The organism is Bradyrhizobium sp. SZCCHNS3002, assembly GCF_032377435.1.
In the GTDB taxonomy this organism is placed as follows: domain Bacteria; phylum Pseudomonadota; class Alphaproteobacteria; order Rhizobiales; family Xanthobacteraceae; genus Bradyrhizobium.
Map to the genome: position 1 here is coordinate 24,759 of NZ_JAUHHY010000029.1, position 15,810 is coordinate 40,568.

General features: G+C 65.3%; 16 protein-coding genes. 6 read left to right on the plus strand and 10 right to left on the minus strand.

Features of this window, described 5'->3' with window-relative positions:
* Positions 1-167 precede the first annotated feature (167 nt).
* From QW845_RS33800 to QW845_RS33815, 4 genes are all read right to left on the minus strand, one after another.
* Positions 168-389, minus strand: a complete 222-nt coding sequence (locus QW845_RS33800; protein WP_006612770.1) for a hypothetical protein — start codon at positions 387-389, stop codon at positions 168-170.
* Positions 390-407: 18 nt separating this feature from the next.
* Positions 408-632 carry a hypothetical protein gene (locus tag QW845_RS33805; RefSeq protein WP_315805831.1) on the minus strand — a complete coding sequence of 75 codons (225 nt, stop codon included), beginning with the start codon at positions 630-632 and terminating at the stop codon, positions 408-410.
* A gap of 214 nt (positions 633-846) precedes the next feature.
* Positions 847-1,359 (minus strand): transcriptional regulator LdtR, encoded by a 513-nt coding sequence (gene ldtR, locus QW845_RS33810; protein ID WP_008962376.1) that lies wholly within the window; start codon positions 1,357-1,359, stop codon positions 847-849.
* 360 nt (positions 1,360-1,719) lie between these two features.
* Positions 1,720-2,187, minus strand: a complete 468-nt coding sequence (locus QW845_RS33815; RefSeq protein WP_315711435.1) for a DUF6163 family protein — start codon at positions 2,185-2,187, stop codon at positions 1,720-1,722.
* Between the two features lie 221 nt (positions 2,188-2,408).
* On the opposite strand from QW845_RS33815, the gene hemB reads away from it, so the two are divergent.
* The 3 genes from hemB (at position 2,409) to QW845_RS33830 (ending at position 5,058) form a co-directional block, all read left to right on the plus strand.
* Positions 2,409-3,470 (plus strand): porphobilinogen synthase, encoded by a 1,062-nt coding sequence (gene hemB / locus QW845_RS33820; protein WP_315805832.1) that lies wholly within the window; start codon positions 2,409-2,411, stop codon positions 3,468-3,470.
* 186 nt (positions 3,471-3,656) lie between these two features.
* Positions 3,657-4,190 carry an RDD family protein gene (locus QW845_RS33825; protein WP_315805833.1) on the plus strand — a complete coding sequence of 178 codons (534 nt, stop codon included), beginning with the start codon at positions 3,657-3,659 and terminating at the stop codon, positions 4,188-4,190.
* 91 nt (positions 4,191-4,281) lie between these two features.
* Positions 4,282-5,058 (plus strand): arginyltransferase, encoded by a 777-nt coding sequence (locus QW845_RS33830; RefSeq protein ID WP_315720511.1) that lies wholly within the window; start codon positions 4,282-4,284, stop codon positions 5,056-5,058.
* A gap of 82 nt (positions 5,059-5,140) precedes the next feature.
* On the opposite strand, the gene QW845_RS33835 is transcribed toward QW845_RS33830, so the two are convergent.
* Positions 5,141-6,523 (minus strand): Nramp family divalent metal transporter, encoded by a 1,383-nt coding sequence (locus tag QW845_RS33835; RefSeq protein WP_315805834.1) that lies wholly within the window; start codon positions 6,521-6,523, stop codon positions 5,141-5,143.
* A gap of 200 nt (positions 6,524-6,723) precedes the next feature.
* On the opposite strand from QW845_RS33835, the gene QW845_RS33840 reads away from it, so the two are divergent.
* Both QW845_RS33840 and QW845_RS33845 read left to right on the plus strand, forming a co-directional pair.
* Positions 6,724-7,515 carry a class I SAM-dependent methyltransferase gene (locus QW845_RS33840; RefSeq protein WP_315805835.1) on the plus strand — a complete coding sequence of 264 codons (792 nt, stop codon included), beginning with the start codon at positions 6,724-6,726 and terminating at the stop codon, positions 7,513-7,515.
* Between the two features lie 102 nt (positions 7,516-7,617).
* Positions 7,618-8,841 carry an MFS transporter gene (locus tag QW845_RS33845; protein WP_315805836.1) on the plus strand — a complete coding sequence of 408 codons (1,224 nt, stop codon included), beginning with the start codon at positions 7,618-7,620 and terminating at the stop codon, positions 8,839-8,841.
* Here QW845_RS33845 and QW845_RS33850 read toward each other — a convergent pair.
* The 5 genes from QW845_RS33850 to parC all read right to left on the minus strand — a co-directional run bounded on the left by QW845_RS33850 (position 8,838) and on the right by parC (position 14,394).
* Positions 8,838-9,272 (minus strand): universal stress protein, encoded by a 435-nt coding sequence (locus QW845_RS33850; protein ID WP_315805837.1) that lies wholly within the window; start codon positions 9,270-9,272, stop codon positions 8,838-8,840. The two genes, QW845_RS33845 and QW845_RS33850, sit on opposite strands and share 4 nt — an antisense overlap.
* Before the next feature lie 62 nt (positions 9,273-9,334).
* Positions 9,335-10,609 (minus strand): adenylate/guanylate cyclase domain-containing protein, encoded by a 1,275-nt coding sequence (locus tag QW845_RS33855; RefSeq protein ID WP_315805838.1) that lies wholly within the window; start codon positions 10,607-10,609, stop codon positions 9,335-9,337.
* A gap of 37 nt (positions 10,610-10,646) precedes the next feature.
* Positions 10,647-11,051: an arsenate reductase (glutaredoxin) gene (arsC, locus tag QW845_RS33860; RefSeq protein WP_315805839.1), complete on the minus strand. Its 405-nt coding sequence runs from the start codon at positions 11,049-11,051 to the stop codon at positions 10,647-10,649.
* A 44-nt stretch (positions 11,052-11,095) separates the two neighbouring features.
* Positions 11,096-12,058, minus strand: a complete 963-nt coding sequence (locus QW845_RS33865) for a cation diffusion facilitator family transporter (protein WP_315805840.1) — start codon at positions 12,056-12,058, stop codon at positions 11,096-11,098.
* 83 nt (positions 12,059-12,141) lie between these two features.
* On the minus strand, positions 12,142-14,394 hold the full coding sequence (gene parC, locus QW845_RS33870) for a DNA topoisomerase IV subunit A (RefSeq protein WP_315805841.1): 2,253 nt from the start codon (positions 14,392-14,394) through the stop codon (positions 12,142-12,144).
* Between the two features lie 395 nt (positions 14,395-14,789).
* On the opposite strand from parC, the gene QW845_RS33875 reads away from it, so the two are divergent.
* Positions 14,790-15,620 carry an alpha/beta hydrolase gene (locus tag QW845_RS33875; RefSeq protein ID WP_315805842.1) on the plus strand — a complete coding sequence of 277 codons (831 nt, stop codon included), beginning with the start codon at positions 14,790-14,792 and terminating at the stop codon, positions 15,618-15,620.
* The last annotated feature ends 190 nt before the right edge of the window (positions 15,621-15,810 follow it).

The window sequence follows — 15,810 nt, forward strand, 5'->3', positions numbered from 1 at the left end:
AGACTCAGCTCGCCGCACGCGAAGGCCAAGAGTCCCACCGTGGCAATAACTCGGGACACCAAACGCATCGATCCCCCAAAAATAAACAACCTGCATGAAACCTGACGGTCTCATACAGGTTGTCGGTATCATGAGGCAAGCGCGCGAGCCATCGCGCGCCGATGACATCAGAGGCCGGTGTAGCCGGCCTTCACCGGATCGACGCGGCCGTCGAGCTGGCGCAGGTAGGTCAGGCCGCACACCGTGAGACGATGCGGGTCACGCTCGCCAGCTTCGAACAAGGTCTGGATGTAGGCGCTGACCTTGCGCCGCGCTTCCTCGCTGGCGGCCGCGGTGCGGTTCGCCAGCAGGTCGTAGGTATGCATGATCCGATCGATGGCAGCTTCCATATCATCCCCTCTTGATGGTCAGGCCGCAGAGGCCATCTCGAACATCGAGATCGCCTTGTTCGCGAGTCTGAGCTTGTTGAATTCTCCGCGGTGAATCAGCTGTACGATCATGTCGACGAGCTGCTCGTTCGGCGTGATGGTATCCGTCATCGCCCCCGACAGCCGCAGGTAGTTGGCCGCGATCGCATAGGCGTCGCTCACCAGCTCCACGTTCATGACCTGCATTCCGTAATCGTGCAGCATCACCCGACCTCCGCGGGAGACAAGTCCGAGAGGCGATATTGGTTCCAGTTCGGAGTGGATGTTTTTCGCAACAGCGAACGAAGTGAGCCACGACAAAAAAAAAAAAGCGCCGGCCCAGCAGGGGCCGACGCAAGGTCGAACTCAGAGGATCGAGGGCTGTCCGGTCTTGGCTCTCGATGTCTGAGGCCGGATCAGCCGAAACGATGAAGCCGGCTCAGAGACGATACAGGATCTGGTCGGTCCAGAACCGCTCGAGGCGGTGCAGCGACTTGTTGAGCGTTGAGAACTCCTCGCTCGAAATGCCGCCGACCTGCTCCACGGTCTTGACGTGCTTCTGATACAGCGAGTCGACGATGCGGCGGATCTCCTGGCCCTGGGGGGTCAGGCGGATGCGGACCGAGCGGCGATCGACGCGCGAGCGCTGGTGATCAAGGAAGCCGAGCTCGACGAGCTTCTTCAGGTTGTAGGAGACGTTGGAGCCGAGATAGTAGCCGCGCGTGCGCAGCTCGCCCGCGGTCAGCTCCTTGTCGCCGATGTTATAGAGCAGCAGCGCCTGGACCGAATTGATGTCGGAACGACCACGGCGGTCGAACTCGTCCTTGATGACGTCGAGCAGGCGGCGATGCAGCCGCTCCACCAGCGTCAGAGCTTCCAGATAGAGCGACTGGACGGTGCCGCCCTGGCCCGGCGCAGCAGTCTCCACGGCCGTCGCAACGGCTTTCATCATGACACTTCCCCTGTCGTCGTTTTTGTCGACTTATTCGACGAAACTTTTGTCCCGTCTGATAGAACGAACTTAAGGGGCGTGCTTTGAAGATCGCCTTAAATAAGAGCATAAAGAGAGAATGAATCGCGGAGAGTGAATCCTCTTTTAATCCAGTGATTACAGGGGCTTTTGCAAGGGTCCGTTGACGGACGACGGGCAATGTTCGCGCTCTGTTTCACCCCCCTGTCACATTCCAAAACAGGTGCAGTTCCCACCGCTAAGGTCTGTGTAACGGCTGTGGCAGGCGCTCTTAAGGTGTTCGAAACATTACTTGCATCGCGCTGAGAGGATTTACAGCGTGCAACGAATTTTCCTCACCACCTACGGTGGCCGCTCGCGGGCCGCCATCCAGGCCAGCACGAGGTAGGCGGCGAGCATGATCGCCTCGCCCGCGACCACCAGCAGATTGCCGCCATAGATGCCGGGGAACATCAGCTCGATGACCGCCATCGACACGACCGTGGTGAGCCACACCACCGCGCCCCACGGCGTCGCCAGCCACAGGCCGACCGCGGCGACGAGCTCGATCACCGCGAAATAGACCGTCGCCGCCTGCCAGGCCATCGCCTGGTTCTCGAACGCGTCGTCCTCGCCGCCGATGAAGCCGGTCACCTGGGCCCAATGATAAAGGCCCTTGGCGATCGAGAGCATGGCCATGACCCGCAGGAACAGCACCAGCCGCCGCGTCCAGACATTGTCGTCGCTCTCGCGCCGATCTGAGGACATGGCGGCAATCGACATGGCGGCGTTGTCACGCGCCAGATCTCGCGCCGAGGGAATCTCAGCCATGGCAGCTCGAGCAGAACAGGCAGGTCGTCATTGGGGCCTCTCAAGACCAGGAGCATGGCGATTCTTGGCCGGCCGGCACCGTGAAATCAACCGGGCCGGAAATCAACCGGGCCGCTTGCGTCAGGTCAAGTGACGGGCGGCGGCCGAAGTGCTACAGATTGTTGGAATTACAACAAATCAAATCCTCCGGCTCGCCGGCCAGCTCAAGGAGCCAGCACCCCATGGCGATCAAATTCGGGCGCCCGATCGACCTGCGCGACACCGCGCGCAACCCGGCCACTGCACCGACACCGGCGCTCGATCTCACCATCCGCCCCCGCCGCAACCGCAAGGCCGAGTGGGCGCGTCGGCTGGTGCGGGAGAACGTGCTCACGACGGACGATCTGATCTGGCCCCTGTTCGTGGTGCAGGGCGATCGGACCCGCAGCACGGTCGCATCGATGCCGGGCGTGGAACGGCTCAGCGTCGACGAGATCGTCCGCGATGCCGAACGCGCCGCCAAGCTCGACATCCCCTGCATCGCCCTGTTCCCCTACACCGAGCCGTCGCTGCGCGACGAGCACGGCTCCGAGGCCTGCAACCCGGACAATCTGGTTTGCCAGGCGGTGCGCGCGATCAAGAAGGAGTTTCCGGAGATCGGCGTGCTCTGCGACGTCGCGCTCGATCCGTTCACCAGCCACGGCCATGACGGCTTGATCCGGGACGGCCGCATCCTCAACGACGAGACGGTCGCGGTGCTGGTGCGCCAGGCCCTCGTGCAGGCCGAGGCCGGTTGCGACATCATCGCGCCGTCGGACATGATGGACGGCCGGGTCGGCGCGATCCGCCAGGCGCTGGATCAGGCCGGCTTCCTCGACGTGCAGATCATGGCCTATGCGGCCAAATATGCCTCCGCCTTCTACGGCCCGTTCCGCGACGCGATCGGCTCGGCCAAGACGCTCACCGGCGACAAGCGGACCTACCAGATGGACAGCGCCAACTCCGACGAGGCGTTGCGCGAGGTCGAGCTCGACATCGCCGAGGGCGCCGACATGGTGATGGTGAAGCCGGGCATGCCCTATCTCGACGTCGTCAGGCGCGTGAAGGACACCTTCAGCATGCCGACCTTCGCCTATCAGGTGTCGGGCGAATACGCGATGATCGCGGCGGCCGCCAACAATGGCTGGATCGACGGCGACCGGGCGATGATGGAGAGCCTGCTCGCCTTCAAGCGCGCCGGCGCCGACGGTGTGCTCACCTATTTCGCCCCGCAGGCTGCCGAGCGGCTGCGGCAGCAGCGCTGAGCGGGCGCCTCGGGATCTGGGTCTGCGGCGGTCTTCCGGGCGCGCCGACTATGCGCGCGCGCCGGCTTACAAGCGGGCTTGCAAATCGCGAAATCGCCGGAAATTTGCCGCGCCCCATGCACGAACGGCTCTTGCAAGCGGAAGTGGGGTTCCCATGTCCTCTGAGCCAATCCGGAGGGCAGATTCATGGCGTATATGGGTTCAGGCGATAGCAATGGCGGTGCCGGTGCCCGGCCGCACGCCTACGACCCCTATCAGCAGCCGGAATTGTTTCGCGGTGTGCTGACGCGGCGGATGATTGCATTCCTGATCGATCTCTTGGTGCTCTCCGTCCCGGTGATCCTGGCGGTGATCTTCATCGCCGTGTTCGGCCTGGTCACGCTGGGCCTCGGCTGGGCGTTGTTCTGGCTGGTGTCGCCGGCCTCGGTGATCTGGGCGATCGTCTACTACGGCGCCACGATCGGCGGCCCGAGCTCGGCGACGATCGGCATGCGGGTGATGGATCTGGAGCTCCGGACCTGGTACGGCGCGCCGGGCTACTTTGTGCTCGGTGCCGTGCATGCGGTCTGCTTCTGGATCTCGGTCTCGGTGTTGTCGCCGCTCGTGCTGCTGATCGGACTGTTCAACGGCCGGCGCCGGCTGCTGCACGACTTCGTGCTCGGCACCGTCGTGATCAACACGTCGGTGCGCTCGCAGCTGGTTGAACCGGCTCGCACGTGATGAGACGTCAGGTGGCGCAGCAAAAGCGATTGACCGGCCGCCTCCGGAGCGCAATTCTGTTGATGATCGCCTCGGAGGCTCACGACGTTCCTTGACCCAGCATTCGCGTGACACCCCGCAATTCTACCTGACCGCGCCATCGCCCTGCCCGTATCTGCCGGGCCGGCAGGAGCGCAAGGTGTTCACGCATCTGGTCGGCGACAAGGCGACCGATCTCAACGACCTCCTGACCCATGGCGGCTTCCGCCGCAGCCAGTCGATCGCCTACCGGCCGGCCTGCGACCAGTGCCGCGCCTGCGTGTCCGTCCGCGTGATCGCCAACGAATTCCGCCCCTCGCGCAACTTCCGCAAGGTGCTCGCGCGCAATTCCGATCTGGTCGGCGAGCAGCGCAGCGCGGTGCCGACGTCGGAGCAATATTCGATCTTCCGCGGCTATCTCGATCAGCGCCATCGCCATGGCGGCATGGCCGACATGACGGTGCTCGATTACGCAATGATGGTCGAGGACAGCCATGTCGAGACGCGAATCATCGAGTACCGCCGCCGCAATCTGAGCAACGGTCCGAACGCCCGCGGTGGCGAGCTGGTCGCGGTGGCGCTGACGGACGTGCTCAGCGACGGCCTGTCGATGGTGTACTCGTTCTTCGACCCGTCGGAGACCACGCGCTCGCTCGGCACCTTCATGATCCTCGACCACATCGCCCGGGCGCGGCGCCAGGGCCTGCCCTACGTCTATCTCGGCTACTGGATCGAGGGCTCGAAAAAGATGGACTACAAGAGCCGCTATCTGCCGCAGCAGCGGCTCGCGGCGGCCGGATGGCTCCGCGTGGATGCCGAGGGCGACACCGCGCCGGAGCCGCAGGAATGAAGAAGCGAATGGCGAATAGGGAGTAGCGAATAGGGATTTGAACGACCGCTATTCGCTATTCTCTATTCGCTACTCGCCTCCATCAACCTATCGCCAGATCCCACACCAGCTTGGCATTGAGCGCGATGATCACCACCGCGATCAGGCTCGCAATCGCCGTCAGCCAGCGCGGCGCCACGAACTGCCCCATCTTGGCGCGGCTCGCGGTGAGCAGCACCAGCGGCACGATGGCGAACGGCAGTTGCAGGCTGAGCACGACCTGACTGAGGATCAGGAGCTGCCCGGTCGCCTTCTCGCCGGCCCAGATCGTCACCGCCACCGCCGGCACGATCGCGATCATGCGCGTGATCAGCCGGCGCAGCCAGGGCGCGATCCGCCAGTGGAGGAAGCCTTCCATCACGATCTGGCCGGACAGGGTCGCGGTGATCGTCGAGTTCAGGCCGCAGCACAACAGCGCGATTGCAAACAGCGTCGGTGCCAGCGTCGATCCCAGGAGCGGCGCCAGGAAGGAATGCGCCTGGTCGAGCTCGGCCACGTCGCGCTGGCCGGTCTTGTGGAACGTGGCGGCCGCCAGGATCAGGATCGAGGCGTTGATGGTCAGCGCCAGGCACAGCGCGATGGTGGAATCGATCGTGGAAAGCGTGATCGCCTCGCGCTTGTCCTCCGGGCTGTCGCCGTAGCCGCGCGTCTGGACCAGGCCCGAATGGAGATACAAATTGTGCGGCATCACGGTCGCGCCGAGAATGCCGAGCGCCAGATAGAGCATCTCCGGATTGGCGATCAGCTGACCGCTGGGCACGAAGCCCTTCACCACCTCGGCCCAGTCGGGCTCGGCCATCGCGATCTGGATCGCGAAGCACAGCGCGATGATGCCGAGCAGCGCAACCACGAAGGCCTCGATCCAGCGAAAGCCGAACGCCTGCAGCGCCAGGATCAGGAAGACATCGAGCGCGGTGACGCAGACGCCGATCGACAGCGGCAGCCCGAACAGCAGGCTGAGACCGATCGCTGTGCCGATCACCTCGGCGAGATCGGTGGCGGTGATCGCGATCTCCGCCGACAGCCACAGCGGCACCGAGACCCAGCGCGGGGTGGAGTCGCGACAGGCCTGGGCGAGGTCGCGGCCGGTGGCGACGCCGAGCCGCGTGCAGAGCGACTGCAGCACGATCGCCATCAGGTTGGACAGCAGCGCGACCGAGAGCAGGACGTAGCCGAATTTGGAACCGCCGGCGAGCGACGTCGCCCAATTGCCGGGGTCCATATAGCCGACGGCGACAAGGTAACCGGGTCCGAGAAAGGCCAGCAGCTTCCGCCAGAGCGACCCTTTTGTTGCGGTTCGTACCGTCGCGAACATGTCGCCGAGCGACGGATCGCCGCGCTCGCCGCGCCAGCCTGCGTTCATCAGGCGGTCGCTCGGCGGAACCATGGCGTGCAGTTGCGAAAGGTCTGACGATTTTGCGTCCATGACATCATCCTGGACGAAACCGAGCTTTAATGCAACTTATTTGCAAGTGCGTCTCCCGCCTATGGCTGCGCCCCGCAGAGAGGCTAGAAATCCTCCGATACCGCTTCATCATCGCGAGAGCCTGTTGCTGCCGATTCGCGCGCGGCCCTCGCGGCGTGCCGCCGGCGACGGGTGCCACTGCCCCACTGACGGGATCCAACATGCTCTCCCCCCAACTCGGTCTCCGACCGGTCACGAACGCGCCCGTGCCCTGCAAGATCTGTGACGGTCCTGCCTCTCTCTACGGCGTGGTCGACATGAACCGCCCCTGCCAGACGGCCCATGCACATCGCCCGCCGCTGGCCGGCGTGCCGATCTACTACCGGCGCTGCTCGGATTGCGGCTTCCTGTTTACGGACGCCTTCGACGACTGGGGCATCGAGCAGTTCAAGACCCACATTTACAACGACGGCTACGAAGCCGTGGATCCAGACTATCGGATCAAGCGGCCAACCGACAATGCGGCGGCCGTGGCCCGCTTCTGGGCGCCGCACAAGGCCGGGATGCGGGTGCTCGACTTCGGCGGCGGCAACGACCTGTTCTGCACCGGCCTGCGCGCTCAAGGCTTTGCCGAAGCGGTCACCTATGATCCGATGGTGGCCGAGCACGCGACCCGCCCCGATCGCAAGTTCGATCTCGTGACCTGCTTCGAGACCCTCGAGCACGTGCCCGATCCGCTGGCGACGATCGGAGCCATGGCGGCCTGCGTGGCCGAGCCCGGCGCGGTGTTCTACTCCACATTGACCCAGCCGGACGATTTCGACAGCCAGGGCATGTCCTGGTGGTACGTCGCGCCGCGCAACGGCCACATCTCGATCTACACCCAGCATGCGCTGGCGCTGGCCTGGCACCGGTTCGGCTTCAAGACGGCGCCGCTGAATGCGGGCACGCATCTGGCGTTCCGCACGCTGCCTCCGGAATGGGGATTGGCCGAGGCACCGACCGCGGCATAGGCCGTCCGCCGCGCGAGGGGCGATGCAGGAGATCAGGAAGCGGGTGGGCGCAAGGAGGCGGCGCAGTGATGATGGCCGCATCATCACAACAGGTTCCTGTTCATGTCTCCCTCCGCCCTGCCTGCCGCCTTCCACCGCCTCGCCTGGTCCAACCTCACCGCGCAATCGGCCGAGCAGATCGCGCTCGCCGCAGCACCGATCGTCGCGGTGCTCGCGCTCGGTGTCGGCGAGGGCGAGACCGGGTTGCTGCAGACGGCGCTGACCGCGCCCTTCGTGCTGTTCGCGATCCCTGCGGGGCTGCTCGCCGACCGGATGCCGAGACGGCTGCTGATGGCCATGGCCGAGACGCTTCGCGCGCTGGCGCTGCTCGCGATCCTCATCGCCTTGGCGGCCGGCGTGCTCACGCTGCCGCTGCTGGCGGCGCTCGGATTCGCAGCGGTGTGCGGCACGGTCGTGTTCAGCGTCGCCGCGCCGGCCGTGGTGCCGAGCCTCGTCGCCCCGGCCCAGTTGGCGCCTGCCAATGCGCGCATCGAGCTTGCCCGCACCATCGCCTTTGCGGCGGGGCCCGCGCTCGGCGGCGTGCTGGTCGGCTGGATCGGCGGCGCGCCCGCCTTCGGCTGCGCCGCGGCGCTCTCGCTGGCCGCAGCCATCTGCCTGGCCGGCATCGCCGAGCCCGCTCGCGCGCCCGTGCCGCGCCGCCATCCGCTCGCCGACATCAGGGAAGGCGCCGCCTTCGTGCTGCATCATCCGTTGCTGCGGCCGGTGTTCGTGACCCAATTCATCTTCAACACGGCGCATTTCCTGCTGCTCGCGGTGTTCGTGCCCTATGCCGTGCACCGGCTTGGCCTGTCGGCGGGAGGCGTCGGCACGGTGTTGTCGATGTTCGGCATCGGCATGGTGTGCGGCGCGCTGCTGGCGACGCGCATCATGCGGCTTCTGCCGTTCGGCACCGTCATCGGGCTCGGCCCCGTCACCGGCTTCACCGCAGCGCTGGTGATGGCGCTCACCACGGTCGTCCCTTCGCCTCTCCTGGCCGCGCTCAGCTTCTTCCTGCTCGGCGCCGGGCCGATCCTCTGGGTGATCTCGACCACGACGCTGCGGCAGTCGGTGACGCCGGCCGGCCTGCTCGGGCGGGTCTCGGCCATCAACATCCTGAGCTACGGCGCCCGTCCGCTGGGCTCGCTGCTCGGCGCGGTCGTCGGCGGCCGCTACGGCGCCGACATCTGTCTCTACCTCGTCGCCGCCATCTTCGGCCTGCAGGCGCTCGTCATCCTCGCCTCGCCGGTCGTCGCGATCGCGCGCCAGCCGGAGCCGCAGCCCGCCTAGCGATAGACCAGGATCGGCACGGTCGAATGCGTCAGCACCTTCAAGGTCTCGCTGCCCAGGATCGCCGACACGCCGCGCAGCCCGTGCGAAGCCATCAGCACCAGATCGCAATGCTGCTTGCGCGCGGTCTCGACGATCGCCTCATAGGGCTTGTCGTGCTCGACGCACAGCGTGGCGCAGGCCACGCCGGCCTGCTCGGCATCGTCCTTCACATGATCGAGATATTTCGCGGTCTGATCGGCCACCAACGACTTGTATTGCGCGAGCGCCTTGGTCGCAGCGTGGGGATCGACGACCAGCGAATGCAGCGGCGTCGACACCACCAGCGCCGTGACCTTGGCGCCGGTCGCCTTGGCGAGCGCGATGCCGTGCTTGATCGCGGCCTTGGACAGATCGGAGCCATCGGTCGGCAGCAGAATATGTTTGTACATGAGCTTTCATCTCCCGGCGGAGAATGCTGGGCAGACTCGCTTCTGCTGGGCATTGACGTGGGTCAAGGGTGCGACATCTCGTCCGCCAGGTAGTTCTCGTAGGCCCGCGTGGCCGAGGCGCTGCCGGCAATGTCCGGATCCAGCGTGAACAGATCCTGCGCGCGGCCGATGCCGCGCAGCGCGTAGCGCCCGGTCGACACCAGATAGCGCCGACCTTCGCCGTCGAGCCCCTCGCAGAATTCGGAGGATGCCAACAGTTCGCGATCGACCGAGCGGCACATCGAGGCGATGCGGCTGACCTCGTTGACGGCCGGTCCCACGACGGTGAAGTCGAGCCGGTCCTCGCTGCCGATATTGCCGTAGAACACCTCACCGACATGCAGGCCGACATAGGCCGAGGTGACAGGCCGTTCCTCGCCGGCGCGCCGTGCGTTCAGCTTCAGGATGTTCAGCCGAAAGCGATGCTCGGCGCGCAGCGCGGCGTGACGGGCCGAGGCCATGTCGCCGCCGGTGAAGATCGCCAGCACGCCATCGCCGATCAGCTTCAGCACGTCGCCACCGGACTCGTAGATCGCGTCGATCGACGCCTCCGCATAGTCGTTGAGCAGCGGGATGATCTCGTCCGGCGAGATGCTCTCGCTGATCGCGGTCGAGCTGCGCAGGTCGGAGAACCAAAGCACGGCATTGATGCGCTCGGTGACACCGCGGGAGATGCGGCCGCGCAGCACCTGCTCCGACGCATCGCGGCCGAGATAGACGCGGCCAAGGGTTCGCACGATGTCGACCTGCTGCGCGGATTTGATCGTCAGCGCGAGCAGCGGGACAAGGTCGCGCAACGCGCCGACCTGCGTGTCGGTGAAGCCGCCGTCACGCCGCGTCAGCCAGTTCGAATAGAAGCAGTCCATCTGGCCGAGCGTGCCCGCTTCGCCGAACCGGTGCACGAAAGCGAGATAGTGCCGGTGCCCCTGTGCGGTAAGCTCCTCGATGATCGGAAAATCGAGATGCGCACAATTCAGGAAGTCGATGCTGAACTCGTCATGGCCGTTCTCCAGCATGTGGTGGAAGACCGAGCGCCGCCAGTTCTGTGCCGCCTCTCCCTCATTGCTGGAGCCATATTCGAAGCTGTCGGCCTCGTTCGTGTCGAAATCGTTCCAGCGGAAGCCACGCCCCTCGAAGATCGGATGCAGCGTGTCGATGATCGCGAGGCTGCGTGACAATTCGAGTCCGGCCGCGCGGCAGCGCTCGCAGAAGCCGCGCAGGATCTCGTTTTCCGGCATGCCGGTCAGGCTCTGAGCCACGAGCCAGTTCGCCACTTCGAGACGGGTCGCCGTATCCATGGTTTCAACTCACCAACGCGTCACGATCCGGAAAGCTTCAGCCAGGCCGGCTCACCACCTCGCCGTCCTCCTTGGTGAAGGAGGAGACGGGATGATCGAGCAGGTCGAGCACAAGTTCGGACGGGCGGCAGAGCCGCGCGCCCTTGCTGGTCACCACGATCGGCCGGTTGATCAGGATGGGGTGCGCGAGCATCGCCTCGATCAGCTGGTCGTCGGTCCATTTGGGATCGCCCAGCCCAAGCTCGGCATAGGGCGTTCCCTTTTCGCGCAGCACGTCGCGCACCTTGACGCCCATCGCGTTGATCAGCGCGATCAGCTGCTCGCGGCTCGGCGGCGTCTTCAGATATTCGATCACCTCGGGCTCCTCACCCGAGGCGCGGATCATTGCGAGCGTGTTGCGCGACGTGCCGCAGGCGGGGTTGTGAAAGATCGTCACGGGCATGGGCTGTCCAGTCGTTGCGTGCCGAGGGCACATTCGCGTACTGCTCACACCACGTCGGCGGGAGCGAGCTTGCAGGCGCAGCCATCGGCCTCGATCTGCAGGGTGGGATGCTGGATATTGAAGCGATGGGACAGCTCAGCGCAGACGCGATGCAGGAAGGCATCATCCGTTCCGCCTGCCCTTACCAGATGCGCCGTCAACGCGGTCTCGTTGGTGCTCATCGCCCAGACGTGGAGGTCGTGCACCTCGCTGACGCCGTCGAGGGAGGCGAGATAATCGCGTACCGCCGGCAGGGCGATGTCGCGCGGCACGGCGTCGAGCGCCAGATTGACGCTGTCGCGGGCGAGATCCCAGCCGCTCAGGAGCACCACGAGCGCGATGATCAGGCTGACCACCGGGTCGACCCACAGCCATCCGGTCCAGATCGTCACCAGCGCCGCGATGACCACGCCGAACGACACGGCGGCGTCGGCGGCCATGTGCAGGTAGGCGCCGCGAATATTGAGGTCGGTGTCGCGGCCACGCATGAACAGCATCGCGGTGGCGCCGTTGATGACGATGCCAAGCGCAGCCACCCACAGCACGGTCGTGCCGGCGACCTCGTCCGGATTGCGCAGGCGGTCGAAGGCCTCGACGGCGATGCCGCCGACCACGAGCAGCAGCAGGCCGGCATTGATCAGCGCGGCCAGGATCGAGGCGCGGCGATAGCCGTAGGTGTGGCGGTCGGTCGGCCGCCGGCCCGACAGCCACAGCGCGCCCCAGGCCAGGAGCAGCGACATCACGTCGGAGAGATTGTGGACGGCGTCCGAGATCAGCGCCAGCGAATGCGCGGCATAGCCGAAGATGAGCTCGGCGATGACGAAGGCCGTGTTGAGCGACACGCCGATCGCGAACGCCGTGCCGAAGCTGGCGGGTGCGTGGCTGTGGCCGGCGTGGCCATGGGCGTGCGGGGAGCCATGATCATGGGAATGATCATGGTCGGGATGATGAGAATGCGAGTGCGCCATCCAACATGTCTCCGGGCGATCGCGCACCTCGCGATCGCCCGCTGTCTGATATAGACGGCCGCCGGACGGATACTATTACGTCGCTACTCGATCGGCCGGTTGAACTTGTTCGACTTCGGCAGGCCCTGCGCGATGCGGCCGGCATCGGCGCGGTTGCCACGGTAGTCGGCCAATTCCTTCCAGCTCAGGCCCTGGTCGCGGCCGGCGGAATCCTTCCAGGCGAGCCCCTGCTTCTGCTCGAACGTCGTGACGTCGGACAGCTGCGCGCTGGTGTATTTCTGCAGCCGGACGCCGCGGCCACGCGCCATCTCCGGCACCTGGTCGAGCCCGAACACCACCATCTTGTGGTTGGTGCCGATGACCGCGACCTGATCGCCCTGGACGGTGGTGATCGCGCGCGCTTCCGCCGGTGCGGTCACGTTCAGCACCTGCTTGCCCTTGCGGGTGTTGCTGACGCAATCCTCTTCCTTGACGATGAAGCCCTGGCCGTCGGACGCCGCCACCAGGAACCTGCGCTCGCCCTTGGTGACGAACATCGACACGATCGAGGCATCCTGGTCGAGATCGATGAACATGCGGATCGGCTCGCCATGGCCGCGGCCGCCGGGCAGCTTGCCGACGTCGAGCGAGTAGAACTTGCCGTTGCTCGCAAACAGCAGCACCTTGGACGTATTCTCGGCAAAGAACGCCTGGCCGAGCTGGTCGTCGGTCTTGAACTGCAGGTTCGACAGATCAGCGACGTGGCCCTTCAGCGTGCGCACCCAGCCCTTGTCCGAGACGACGACCGTGACCGGCTCGCGCTCGATGAAGGCCTCCTCGATCGCGGCGAGGTCATGCTCCGGCGCGTCGGCAAAATTGGTGCGGCGCTTGCCGAGCGGCGTCTTCGGCCCGAACAGGTCGCGGACCGTCTTGACCTGCTCGCCGACCTTGGCCCATTGCAGTTGCTCAGAACCGAGCAGCGCATTGATGCCCTTGAGCTCGCCGCGCAGGTTCTTGTCCTCGGTGCGGATCTCCATTTCCTCGAGCTTGCGCAAGCTACGCAGGCGCATGTTGAGGATGGCCTCGGCCTGCACCTCGGTGAGCTTGAAGGTCTTCATCAGGACCGGCTTCGGCTCGTCCTCGGTGCGGATGATCCGGATCACCTCGTCGATGTTGAGATAGGCGATCAGATAGCCGCCGAGGATCTCCAGCCGGTTCTCTATCTGCTTCTTGCGGTAGTTCGAGCGGCGCAGCAGCACGTCGCGCAGATGATCGAGCCATTCGCGCAGGCACTCGGCGAGACCCACCACCTTCGGGATCTTGCCCTTGATCAGCACGTTGAGGTTCAGCGGAATCTTGCTCTCGAGATCGGTGAGCCGGAACAGCGATTCCATCATCAGCGCCGGATCGACGTTCTTCGACTTCGGCTCGATCACGAGCCGCACGTCCTCGGCGGATTCGTCGCGGACGTCGCCGACCAGCGGCAGCTTCTTCTCGTTGAGCAGCTCGGCGATCTTCTCGACCAGGCGCGACTTCTGCACGAGATAGGGAATCTCGGTGATGACGACGATCCAGGTGCCGCGGTTGCCCTCCTCCTGCTTCCACTTGGCGCGGACGCGGAACGAGCCGCGGCCGGTGGTGTAGGCCTCGATGATCGATTCCTTTGAATCGATCACGGTGCCGCCGGTCGGGAAGTCCGGGCCCTTCACCCAGCGCAGCAGCGCGCGCGACTTGGCGTCGGGCTTCTCGATCAGATGCAGCGCGGCGTCACACAGCTCGGCGGCGTTGTGCGGCGGGATCGAGGTCGCCATGCCCACCGCGATGCCCTGCGCGCCGTTGGCGAGCAGGTTCGGGAAGCCGCCGGGCAGCACCACCGGCTCCTTGGACTGGCCGTCATAGTTCGGCCGGAACTCGACGCCGTCCTCGTCGATGCCTTCGAGCAGCAGCCGCGCGACGTCGGTCATGCGCGCTTCGGTGTAGCGATAGGCCGCCGGATTATCGCCGTCGATGTTGCCGAAATTGCCCTGGCCGTCGACCAGCGGATAGCGCGAGGAAAAGTCCTGCGCGAGGCGGACCATCGCGTCGTAGATCGCCTGGTCGCCATGCGGATGGAACGAGCCCATCACGTCGCCGACGATCTTGGCGGACTTCTTGAACGCGGTGCCGGGATCGAGCCGCAGCAGCCGCATGCCGTAAAGGATGCGCCGGTGCACCGGCTTGAGGCCGTCGCGCGCGTCGGGCAGCGCCCGGTGCATGATGGTCGAGAGCGCGTAGGCGAGATAGCGCTCCTCCAGCGCCTCGCGCAGCGCGACCTCGTGAATCTCCGCCGGCTCCGGCGGAATCAGTGATTTTCCCATTAGCGTTGAGCTTTCAGTGGGTTAGCCCAGGAGCTTGAGCTGAATTGAACGATTTGGGAACACGCTTTATGCGATGACGCGCCGGGGCGCAATGACGGCCCTGCCCGGTTCCAGGAGGAAAAACCGGGTGTCCGGCCGCGGAACCGCAAAGCAGCCCGCAAATCATGCAGGTCATGCGCCGCCGACGCATGCCGCTACGCTCAGGATTGGGCAGCCATCGCGCGTCCCGTTGAGATGCAACGATGTCGCACACGAGTCTGTGTTGCTGAGATCGTCACCCTCCGTCGCTAAGGTAGCAGCGGACATCCTTGGTTGCGTATCGACGCGACGAGGAGCGCCATCACGCCGCGCCTTGAACGCGGCAGATTCCATCCAGTGAGAAAGGCAGACATCCCATGAGCTCAGGATTCGTGACGACATCGGACGGCACGCAGATCTTCTACAAGGATTGGGGCTCGGGCCGGCCCATCGTCTTTCATCATGGCTGGCCATTGTCGTCCGACGATTGGGACGCGCAGATGCTGTTCTTCCTCGACAAGGGCTTTCGCGTCATCGCGCATGACCGCCGTGGCCATGGCCGCTCGAGCCAGACCGAGACCGGCAACGAGATGGACACCTACGCGGCCGACGTTGCGGCGCTCGCCGCCAAGCTCGACCTCAGGGACGCGGTTCACGTCGGTCACTCCACCGGCGGCGGCGAGGTCGCGCGCTACGTGGCGAAGCACGGCAAAGGCCGCGTCGCCAAGGCCGCCCTGCTCGGCGCGGTGCCGCCGGTCATGGTCAAGTCCGACAAGAACCCCGGCGGACTGCCGATCGAGGTGTTCGACGGCTTCCGCGCCGCGCTCGCCGCCAATCGCGCACAGTTCTTCCTCGATATTCCGAGCGGCCCGTTCTACGGCTTCAACCGCGCCGGCGCCCAGGTCTCCGAAGGCGTGATCCGCAACTGGTGGCGGCAGGGCATGATGGGCGGCACCAAGGCGCACTATGATTGCATCAAGGCGTTCTCGGAAACCGACTTCACCGAGGATCTCAAGGCGATCGACGTGCCAGTGCTGCTGATGCATGGCGAGGACGACCAGATCGTCCCGATCGACGACTCCGCGCGCATCGGCATCAAGCTGCTGAAGCATGGGACCTTGAAGACCTATCCCGGTTTCCCGCACGGCATGGCGACGACGCATGCCGACGTGATCAATGCGGACCTGCTGGCGTTCATCAAGGGGTAGCTCGCGCTCTGGTGAATGAGCAGCCGGAGGCCGGTGAGGCGACAGACCTCACGTCTTGCACGTCATGGCCGGGCTTGTCCCGGCCATCCACGTTGCACCGCGCACGCCGAACGACGTGGATGCCCGGGACAAGCCCACGGCTGTCCGGTTCAGCTTCCGCATATTGCGAGGCTCAACTGTTGTGGGTTTT

Bases quoted from the DNA above. Each gene is read 5' to 3' on its own strand.
- QW845_RS33835 (WP_315805834.1), bottom strand. From the start codon at position 6,523: ATGGACGCAAAATCGTCAGACCTTTCGCAACTGCACGCCATGGTTCCG.
- QW845_RS33850 (WP_315805837.1), bottom strand. From the start codon at position 9,272: ATGTACAAACATATTCTGCTGCCGACCGATGGCTCCGATCTGTCCAAG.
- hemB (WP_315805832.1), top strand. From the start codon at position 2,409: ATGGCGATCAAATTCGGGCGCCCGATCGACCTGCGCGACACCGCGCGC.
- QW845_RS33800 (WP_006612770.1), bottom strand. From the start codon at position 389: ATGGAAGCTGCCATCGATCGGATCATGCATACCTACGACCTGCTGGCG.
- parC (WP_315805841.1), bottom strand. From the start codon at position 14,394: ATGGGAAAATCACTGATTCCGCCGGAGCCGGCGGAGATTCACGAGGTC.
- QW845_RS33840 (WP_315805835.1), top strand. From the start codon at position 6,724: ATGCTCTCCCCCCAACTCGGTCTCCGACCGGTCACGAACGCGCCCGTG.
- ldtR (WP_008962376.1), bottom strand. From the start codon at position 1,359: ATGATGAAAGCCGTTGCGACGGCCGTGGAGACTGCTGCGCCGGGCCAG.
- QW845_RS33865 (WP_315805840.1), bottom strand. From the start codon at position 12,058: ATGGCGCACTCGCATTCTCATCATCCCGACCATGATCATTCCCATGAT.
- QW845_RS33875 (WP_315805842.1), top strand. From the start codon at position 14,790: ATGAGCTCAGGATTCGTGACGACATCGGACGGCACGCAGATCTTCTAC.
- arsC (WP_315805839.1), bottom strand. From the start codon at position 11,051: ATGCCCGTGACGATCTTTCACAACCCCGCCTGCGGCACGTCGCGCAAC.
- QW845_RS33845 (WP_315805836.1), top strand. From the start codon at position 7,618: ATGTCTCCCTCCGCCCTGCCTGCCGCCTTCCACCGCCTCGCCTGGTCC.
- QW845_RS33815 (WP_315711435.1), bottom strand. From the start codon at position 2,187: ATGGCTGAGATTCCCTCGGCGCGAGATCTGGCGCGTGACAACGCCGCC.
- QW845_RS33825 (WP_315805833.1), top strand. From the start codon at position 3,657: ATGGCGTATATGGGTTCAGGCGATAGCAATGGCGGTGCCGGTGCCCGG.
- QW845_RS33855 (WP_315805838.1), bottom strand. From the start codon at position 10,609: ATGGATACGGCGACCCGTCTCGAAGTGGCGAACTGGCTCGTGGCTCAG.
- QW845_RS33805 (WP_315805831.1), bottom strand. From the start codon at position 632: ATGCTGCACGATTACGGAATGCAGGTCATGAACGTGGAGCTGGTGAGC.